Origin of the sequence: Agathobacter ruminis (assembly GCF_002735305.1) — a bacterium.
Taxonomy (GTDB): Bacteria; Bacillota; Clostridia; order Lachnospirales; family Lachnospiraceae; genus Roseburia; species Roseburia ruminis.
In genome coordinates this window covers 1-1,183 of sequence record NZ_PDYG01000077.1, presented here as the reverse complement: position 1 = coordinate 1,183, position 1,183 = coordinate 1, and the positions used below count along the sequence as shown (strand labels likewise).

Below are 1,183 nucleotides of genomic sequence, written 5' to 3'. Positions count from 1 at the left end.
TCCGGGCACCCGACACGCGAGAACGCCGCGCACCCGCCCTACGCGTGTCACCACCCCGGGCACCCGACACGCGAGAACCTCGCGCACCCGCTCCACGCGTGTCACTGCCCCGGGCACCCGACACGCGAGAACGCCGCGCACCCGCCCGGCGCGTGTCACAAGACTCAGCATGCCCCGGGAAAACTCCAGCAAGCTTCAAGAAAGCGCCCCCAGCCCGCAAGACACATTTAGAATAAGAATTGAAAGATGTAAAACGCTGAAAAAAATAGTTCTGAAGTCCTAAAAATTGTGTTAATTAGACTATTTTTTTTTGTTTTTTTGTATTAAAATAAGTACAAATAATGGTAAAAAGGAGGTGTTTTCATTGAGTTCATCGTTAGCAACAGAGCTGGTCGAGGAGCTAAATTGTGAAACCGTCTTTACCATACCCGTGTTTGGAGGAATTCCGGTATATGAATCGGTTGTTGTGACATGGATTGTGATGGCTGTATTGATTCTGGCAGCATTCATACTGACGAGAAACCTCAAAACGCGTAATATCAGTAAGCGACAAGCGGTCGCCGAGCTGATATATACGAAGCTGACGGGCATGGTTGAGAACATGCTGGGTGAAGAAGGCAGACGATATACCACATATCTGGTGGTTGTCCTGCTGTATATCGGATTGTCCAATATCATTGGATTGTTCGGCTTCAAATCACCGACGAAGGATTTGAATGTCACTGCAGCGCTAGCAGTCATGAGTATCCTTTTGGTGGAATTCGCGGGAATTTATCAAAAAGGAATCAAAAAATGGCTGAAAAGTTTTACGCAGCCTATCGCCATCGTAACACCATTTAACATTCTCGATGTATTCACAAGGCCGTTGTCCTTATGTATGCGACTCTTCGGAAATGTACTTGGAGCCTTCGTTATCATGGAATTGTTAAAGATTGTAGTACCGGCAGTCGTACCTGCTGTATTTTGTCTTTACTTTGATTTGTTTGATGGGTTGTTACAGGCATATGTATTTGTATTCCTGACATCACTTTACATCAAGGAAGCCGTTGAGTGACATAAGATGCATGCCCAGAGAAGCAAAAAAGAATGAGCGTATGCATCGCGCTGAAACAGGCACCAGTATTTTATCTCAGTCGGATAAGACCCCTTCCTCTAAGCGAAGCGAAGGTAGGGGTTATAACAA

The 1,183-nt window shown here is 46.2% G+C and carries 1 protein-coding gene; it reads left to right on the top strand.

Going from position 1 to position 1,183, the window contains the following annotated elements:
* Positions 1-364: 364 nt before the first annotated feature.
* Positions 365-1,054, top strand: coding sequence for a F0F1 ATP synthase subunit A (locus tag CSX02_RS09750; protein WP_034219344.1), 690 nt, complete (start codon positions 365-367; stop codon positions 1,052-1,054).
* The last annotated feature ends 129 nt before the right edge of the window (positions 1,055-1,183 follow it).